The sequence below is a fragment of the Mesorhizobium calcicola genome, assembly GCF_042682105.1.
Classification (GTDB): Bacteria; Pseudomonadota; Alphaproteobacteria; order Rhizobiales; family Rhizobiaceae; genus Mesorhizobium; species Mesorhizobium calcicola.
Map to the genome: position 1 here is coordinate 23,598 of NZ_JBHUGY010000010.1, position 7,141 is coordinate 30,738.

The 7,141-nt window shown below is 62.3% G+C and carries 7 protein-coding genes; all 7 read left to right on the top strand.

The window, feature by feature from the left end; all coding sequences use genetic code 11:
* Nucleotides 1-2: 2 nt before the first annotated feature.
* The 7 genes from ACFSQT_RS05625 (at nt 3) to kdpC (ending at nt 7,021) form a co-directional block, all read left to right on the top strand.
* Nucleotides 3-1,262 carry an acyltransferase family protein gene (locus tag ACFSQT_RS05625; protein WP_379017387.1) on the top strand — a complete coding sequence of 420 codons (1,260 nt, stop codon included), beginning with the start codon at nt 3-5 and terminating at the stop codon, nt 1,260-1,262.
* Between the two features lie 209 nt (nt 1,263-1,471).
* Nucleotides 1,472-1,774, top strand: a complete 303-nt coding sequence (locus tag ACFSQT_RS05630; RefSeq protein ID WP_379017389.1) for a DUF982 domain-containing protein — start codon at nt 1,472-1,474, stop codon at nt 1,772-1,774.
* 457 nt (nt 1,775-2,231) lie between these two features.
* A complete protein-coding gene (locus ACFSQT_RS05635) occupies nt 2,232-2,321 on the top strand; it encodes a K(+)-transporting ATPase subunit F (RefSeq protein ID WP_023669708.1) in 90 nt (29 codons plus the stop codon).
* Between the two features lie 34 nt (nt 2,322-2,355).
* Complete coding sequence (kdpA, locus tag ACFSQT_RS05640) at nt 2,356-4,059, top strand: potassium-transporting ATPase subunit KdpA (RefSeq protein WP_379017390.1); 1,704 nt, start codon at nt 2,356-2,358, stop codon at nt 4,057-4,059.
* A 22-nt stretch (nt 4,060-4,081) separates the two neighbouring features.
* Nucleotides 4,082-4,291 (top strand): hypothetical protein, encoded by a 210-nt coding sequence (locus tag ACFSQT_RS05645; protein WP_379017391.1) that lies wholly within the window; start codon nt 4,082-4,084, stop codon nt 4,289-4,291.
* Nucleotides 4,288-6,357 (top strand): potassium-transporting ATPase subunit KdpB, encoded by a 2,070-nt coding sequence (gene kdpB, locus ACFSQT_RS05650; protein ID WP_379017393.1) that lies wholly within the window; start codon nt 4,288-4,290, stop codon nt 6,355-6,357. Before ACFSQT_RS05645 ends, kdpB begins: the two co-directional genes overlap by 4 nt.
* 100 nt (nt 6,358-6,457) lie before the next feature.
* Nucleotides 6,458-7,021, top strand: a complete 564-nt coding sequence (kdpC, locus tag ACFSQT_RS05655) for a potassium-transporting ATPase subunit KdpC (RefSeq protein ID WP_379017394.1) — start codon at nt 6,458-6,460, stop codon at nt 7,019-7,021.
* Nucleotides 7,022-7,141 lie beyond the last annotated feature (120 nt).

Genomic DNA, 7,141 nt, shown 5'->3' on the forward strand with positions numbered 1-7,141 from the left:
TCGTGATTGGACTTTATGACATCTGGCCCGCGTTTGTGGTCGTCGCGCTGCTTTGGCCGCTTGCGGGCATACCGCTGTTTCAGCGGGTAGGCTTCGAATCGAACTCCACCAGGGTGCGGGCAATAGACGGAATGCGCGGCTATCTGGCGCTTGCCGTCGCGCTTCACCACGCGGTCATCTATCATGAATTGCTGGCGACCGGCGCATGGAAGTATCCGCCTTCGGCTTTCTATGGCCCGCTGGGACAGGTGGGAGTATCCTTGTTCTTCATCATCTCCGCCTATCTGTTCTGGGGGAAACTGCTGTCGGCAAAGTCCTCCGTGGATTTTCCGACCCTGTTGCTCAAGCGGGCTTTCAGGATCGGGCCGCTCTATATTCTGGCCGTCGGCACGGCGATGGCTTTGGAGGTCGCCGACGCCCAGATCGATTATTCGACCTTCGCGACTTACGAACGGGCATTTTTCAATCTGCTGTTCGGTGTCTTCGGCTACGTCCCGCTTTCGAGTTCCCGCGTCTGCGTCCTGGCCTGCGTAACCTGGACCTTGCCCTATGAATGGCTGTTTTATTTCAGCCTGCCGATCGCGGCCATATTCAGCCGGCATCCGGTGGCCCGCATCGGCTTGCCAGCCGTGCTCCTGGCGTTTTCAATTCTCATGTCAGTGAGTGGAGGCAGCGCCACCTACGGGTATCTGGGACTTTTCGCGGGCGGGATGTTGTGCGCAACGCTTGAAGCAAACGGCCTGCTGGTGAAATGGCATCGGCATGCCCTGTCCGCCGTCGCTCTGGTGATGCTGGTATGTATCTTTGCCATCTATAAGACCGCCTACGCGCCTGGGCCGATGCTGCTGTGCATTGCCACCTTCTTCCTGGTCGTGACGGGGGCTGATTTCTTTGGTCTTCTGACGGCCTCCCGCTCAGTGCGACTGGGTGAGATCAGCTTTGGCATCTATCTCTTGCAGGGGCTTGCCTTCGTCTCGATATTTTCCATCGCGCCCCTGCGGACCTTCGCCATGGACAACGCCGCCCAATATTGGCTTGTGATAGCGATGGCGATGGTGCTTCTGGTCCTGATGGCGCTGGTCGCGCACCTTGTCGTTGAAAAGCCCGGCGTCTCGCTGGGAAAAGGTCTTGCGGGAGTTCTTCGCCTGTCGACGCAGCGCGAGGCACGCGAGACGACGGCCCCTGACGCAGGGCAGCCCTGGCGCATCCGGGACGTTTCACAAGACAGTCTGCAGGCCACGCATGGCACCCAGGAGCGATAATTTACGGGCCATTTGAACGCTCAACCCGATTGGCCTGGGGTAGCGCGAGCGATGGGTTGTGCGGGCGTAGCGATCAGAGCACGACCGCCGCATTTCACATAAAAGCTCCCGGCCCGGAACCTCTTGGCCCGCAGCGCGTTTCACGGCGTCCCGTCCGTGGACCAGCCAGGATATCTCTCCAGCGCTGCGATAAATCAGGAGCCCGTTTCATGCACGACAAGCTGTTTCATTCACCGGTCGCACTGACCGTCGGCCTCGGCTTCAAGCGCGAGATCGCTTCGCTGGCTGAAATGCACGATTTCCTGACCGACTGGACGACCTCGCGCCGGGGCCCGCTTTATCGCAACGCGGTGAAGGCATGCGATCTCGCCGTTCCGGGTTATGTGACCATCGAGCAGGCGCGCCGTGCGCTGGTCGAATTTGCCCACGCTGCCGGGATCCTGTGGCCGGACCTCGAGCCGGCCGCGGGCGTGCACGCCGTTGCCCGTGGTTATGGCGGTTACGCCGCCTGACGCCATCTTCCATTGTGGCGGCTACATTGCGCCAGCCACCACGGAAAGCCCGGCTTGGCAGCCGGGCTTTCGCTTTTTCGGGCGGGAACCGCCGGCCTGTGGTTGAGTCAGCCGCTGTGTGACAATCGACCTGTCGAGCGCTTGCGACGAGCTGACCCGAAAACCTTTATAAAATTCCTATTTCTTTCCCTCCCGCGCCGTCTCGAACCTTTATGGCGATCGGGTTCATATTCCGCTTTGAGAAAACACACCCGGTACCGTCAGCTACAAGATGCGGCGGACCGCTTTTACGCAATCGCCGACCTGCCTGTCGCAGGCTCTACGGTAGAAAGTAGAAGGTCGGAAGCAAGGAACAAGCACAATGGACATCGTCGTTCTCGGGATCGGGATTTTGTTTTTCGCCCTGTCGTTCGCCTACATCAAAGCCTGTGACATTCTCTAACGCGAGGATCGCAAAATGCTCGTCGACTATATCCTCGGTGGCGGTGTGACGCTGTTCCTGCTCGTCTACCTGACATACGCCCTCGTTCGCCCAGAACGCTTCTGACAGCAATTGGCGCAAGGCACGGAAAGCTACTTCAATGACTCTCAACGGATGGCTACAGATCCTCGTCTACTGCGGGATCATCGTTTTGCTGGTGAAGCCGCTCGGCGGCTACATGTACCGCGTCTTCAACGGCGACCGGACATTTCTTTCGCCGGTTCTGGGCCCGATTGAACGCGGGCTCTATCGCATCGCGGGAACCAGCGAACGCGAGGAACAGCACTGGACCACCTATGCGGCGGGCATCATGTTCTTCAGCGTCGCCAGCTTCCTGGTGCTTTATGTCCTGCAGCGGCTGCAAGGCGTCCTGCCCTACAACCCGGCCGGCATGACCGCCGTCGAACCCAACCTCGCCTTCAACACCGCTGTCAGCTTCGTGAGCAACACCAACTGGCAGAACTATGGTGGCGAAAGCACGATGTCCTACCTCGTGCAGATGGCCGGCCTCACCGTGCAGAACTTCATGTCTGCGGCGGTCGGCATCGCCATCGCGGTCGCGCTGATCCGTGGCTTTGCCCGCGCTTCGGCCAAATCGATCGGCAATTTCTGGGTCGATATGACCCGCTGCACGCTCTATGTGCTGCTGCCGCTCTGCATCATCCTGACCCTTGTCTATGTCTGGCTCGGCATGCCGCAGACGCTCGGCTCATATGTCAACGCCACGACGCTGGAAGGCGCGCAGCAGACGATCGCGGTCGGTCCCGTCGCTTCACAGGTGGCCATCAAGATGCTCGGCACCAATGGCGGCGGTTTCTTCAATGCCAATGCCGCGCATCCCTTTGAAAATCCCGACGCGATCTCCAACCTGATCCAGATGGTGACGATCTTCGCGCTCGGCGCCGCCTTGACCAACGTCTTCGGCCGCATGGTCGGCAACCAGCGCCAGGGCTGGGCGATCCTGGCCACGATGGGCGTCCTGTTCATCGCCGGTGTCGCCGTCTGTTACTGGGCGGAAGCCGGCGGCAATCCGCTGGTGCACGCGCTTGGCATCGACGGCGGCAACATGGAAGGCAAGGAGAGCCGCTTCGGCATCGCCATGTCGGCACTGTTTGCGGTCGTCACCACCGCCGCGTCCTGCGGCGCGGTCAACGCCATGCATGACAGCTTCACGGCACTCGGCGGCTTTATCCCGATGATCAACATGCAGCTCGGCGAAGTCATCGTCGGCGGCGTCGGCGCCGGCTTCTACGGCATCCTGATGTTCATCGTCGTCGCCGTCTTCGTTGCCGGCCTGATGGTTGGCCGCACGCCCGAATATCTCGGCAAGAAGATCGAGGCCAAGGAGGTCAAGATGGCGATGCTCGCCATCCTGTGCCTGCCGCTGGCGATGCTGGTCTTCACCGCCATAGCCGTGGTTCTGCCGAGCGCTGTGGCATCGATCGCCAACAGCGGGCCGCATGGCTTCTCCGAGATACTTTATGCCTATACCTCGGCGGCGGCGAACAACGGCTCGGCCTTTGGCGGCCTTAGCGGCAACACGCCGTGGTACAACATCACGCTCGGCATCACCATGCTGATGGGACGCTTCCTGGTCATCGTCCCGGCGCTGGCCATTGCCGGCTCGCTGGTGGCCAAGAAGACGGTCCCGGCCTCGGCCGGCACGTTCCCGACCGATGGTCCGCTGTTCGTCGGCCTGCTGGTCGGCGTCATCTTGATCGTCGTCGGCCTGACCTTCTTCCCGGCGCTGGCGATCGGACCGATCGTCGAACATCTGGCAATGATCCATGGGCAGACCTTCTGATGCGCCGCCCTGGATAGAAGTCATGTCCTGGTTCAACACCACGCGTCGCAAGGCTCGGCCAAAGGTCGACAATGAGGGGGAGGCAACTCCCCCTCCCTTCCCGACCATATCCACGTTCCTGGGCATTGCGGCGGTCATGATTGTGATCTGGCTGCTGGTCTACGGGCCGCCCTTTTCGGCATCCGATCGATCGGTGCCATCCAACAACAGCGAAGCCGGAGCTCCAAAATGAGCCACTCAAAATCCGCGAGCATCATGGATGCCAGCATCCTCTTGCCCGCCATCGGCGGGGCCTTCAAGAAATTGAACCCGCGCACCCTGATCAGGAACCCCGTGATGTTCGTCGTCGCCGTTGTCTCGGCGCTTACGACCGCGCTGTTCGTCAGGGATCTGATCACCGGCGGCGGCGATTTCAGCTTCACGCTGCAGATCATCATCTGGCTGTGGTTCACCGTGCTGTTTGCCAACTTTGCCGAAGCGGTCGCCGAAGGCCGCGGCAAGGCGCAGGCCGACTCGCTGCGCAAGGCGCGCACCGAGACCCAGGCCAAGCTGCTGGCCGGCGAGGATCGGACCAAGTTCAAGCTGGTGCCCGGCACCAGCCTCAAGGTCGGTGACATCGTCCTCGTCGAGGCCGGCGACATCATCCCTTCCGACGGCGAAGTGGTCGAAGGCGTCGCCTCGGTCAACGAAGCCGCGATCACAGGCGAATCGGCGCCGGTCATCCGCGAATCCGGCGGCGACCGATCGGCGGTCACCGGCGGCACCCAGGTTTTGTCCGACTGGATCCGCGTGCGCATCACCGCGGCATCCGGCCATACCTTCCTCGACCGCATGATCTCGCTTGTTGAAGGCGCGGAGCGCCAGAAGACGCCCAACGAGATCGCGCTCAACATCCTGCTGGTCGGCATGACGCTGATCTTTGTGCTGGCCACCGCGACGATCCCGAGCTTTGCCTCCTATTCGGGCGGCTACATCTCGGTGACTGTGCTGGTCGCCTTGTTCGTCACCCTGATCCCGACCACCATCGGCGCGCTGCTGTCGGCCATCGGCATCGCCGGCATGGACCGCCTGGTGCGCTTCAACGTGCTGGCCATGTCCGGCCGCGCCGTCGAGGCGGCGGGCGACGTCGACACGCTGCTGCTCGACAAGACCGGCACGATCACGCTCGGCAATCGCCAGGCGACGCAGTTTCGCCCGGTCAAGGGTGTCACCGAGCAGGAACTTGCCGACGCCGCCCAGCTCGCCTCGCTCGCCGACGAAACGCCCGAAGGCCGCTCGATCGTCGTGCTGGCCAAGGAGAAGTACGCCATCCGCGCCCGCGATATGGCGACGTTGCACGCCACTTTCGTGCCCTTCACCGCGCAAACCCGCATGAGCGGCGTCGACATCGATGGTTCTTCGGTCCGCAAGGGCGCCGTCGATTCGGTTCTCGCCCATGTCAACCGCTCGACATCAGCCGCTCATGGCGCGCGCCCAAGCAGCGATTCCGTCCGCGACCTCCAGGCCATCGCCGACGAGATCGCCAAGTCCGGCGGCACGCCGCTGGCGGTCGAACGCGACGGGCGCCTGCTCGGCGTCGTCCACCTCAAGGACATCGTCAAGGGCGGCATCAGCGAACGCTTCACCGAGCTGCGCCGCATGGGCATCCGCACGGTGATGATCACCGGCGACAATCCGATGACCGCCGCGGCGATCGCCGCGGAAGCCGGCGTCGACGACTTCCTCGCCCAGGCGACGCCCGAGGACAAGCTGAAGCTGATCCGCGACGAACAGGCCAAGGGCAAGCTGGTCGCCATGTGCGGCGACGGCACCAACGATGCGCCGGCCCTTGCCCAGGCCGATGTCGGCGTCGCCATGAACACCGGCACCGTCGCCGCCCGCGAGGCTGGCAACATGATCGATCTCGACAGCGATCCGACCAAGCTCATCGAGATCGTCGAGATCGGCAAGGCGCTGCTGATGACGCGCGGCTCGCTGACCACCTTCTCGATCGCCAACGACGTGGCCAAGTACTTCGCCATCATCCCGGCGATGTTCGCCGTCTTCTACGTCGCGCCGGGACAGACGACAGGCCCGCTGCAGGCGCTCAACATCATGCATCTGGCGACCCCGCAGAGCGCCATCCTGTCGGCCATCATCTTCAACGCGCTGATCATTATCGCGCTGATCCCGCTGTCGCTGAAAGGCGTCAAATATCGTGCCATCGGCGCCGGCGCGCGCTGCTCAGCCGCAACCTGCTCGTCTATGGCCTCGGCGGCATCATCGTCCCCTTCGTCGGCATCAAGGCGATCGACATGATCGTCACCGCCATCGGCCTCGCTTAACTCTTTGTTTTAACGCAATTCCGGACGGAAAACCGCGTCACACTTTTCCTGGAATTGCTCTGAGGAACACGTCGATGCTCACGCAGATAAGACCCGCGATCATCATGATCGTCTTCTTTACGGTACTGACCGGCCTGATCTATCCGATCGGCATGACCGGCATCGCCCAGGCGCTGTTCCCGCGCCAGGCCAATGGCAGTCTGATCGAAAGGGACGGCAAGGTCATCGGCTCCGAACTGATCGGCCAGGGCTTTGCCAGCGACAAGTACTTCCATGGCCGCCCCTCGGCAGCCGGCGACGGTTACAACGCCGCCGCATCGAGCGGCAGCAACCTCGGCCCGACCAACCCCAAGCTGATCGACCGCATCAAGGGCGACGCAGAAAAGCTGAAAGCGGAGAATCCGAACCAGGCTGTTCCGATGGACCTGGTGACGACGTCCGGCAGCGGCCTCGATCCTGATATCAGCTCCGAAGCGGCCTATTTCCAGGTCGCCCGGGTCGCCAAGGCCAGGGAGATCGATGCAGCCAAGGTCAAGGCGCTTGTCAACGGCCAGGTCGAGGGCAGGGAGCTTGGCTTCATGGGTGAGCCGGTCGTCAATGTGCTGGCGCTCAACCTTGCGCTGGACGCCGCGAAATAGTGAATGGCGAGGTCCGGGGATCGACAGTATCCCCGGCGCCATCCATGATCGATGCTGATGCCGGACGACAACCGCAACGAAACCAGACCCTCTCCCGACGCACTGCTTGATCATGCCGAG

What these genes read in the sequence shown, in the direction of transcription:
- ACFSQT_RS05645 (WP_379017391.1), top strand. Translation starts at nt 4,082, where the DNA reads ATGTCCTGGTTCAACACCACGCGTCGCAAGGCTCGGCCAAAGGTCGAC.
- kdpA (WP_379017390.1), top strand. Translation starts at nt 2,356, where the DNA reads ATGACTCTCAACGGATGGCTACAGATCCTCGTCTACTGCGGGATCATC.
- kdpB (WP_379017393.1), top strand. Translation starts at nt 4,288, where the DNA reads ATGAGCCACTCAAAATCCGCGAGCATCATGGATGCCAGCATCCTCTTG.
- ACFSQT_RS05630 (WP_379017389.1), top strand. Translation starts at nt 1,472, where the DNA reads ATGCACGACAAGCTGTTTCATTCACCGGTCGCACTGACCGTCGGCCTC.
- kdpC (WP_379017394.1), top strand. Translation starts at nt 6,458, where the DNA reads ATGCTCACGCAGATAAGACCCGCGATCATCATGATCGTCTTCTTTACG.
- ACFSQT_RS05635 (WP_023669708.1), top strand. Translation starts at nt 2,232, where the DNA reads ATGCTCGTCGACTATATCCTCGGTGGCGGTGTGACGCTGTTCCTGCTC.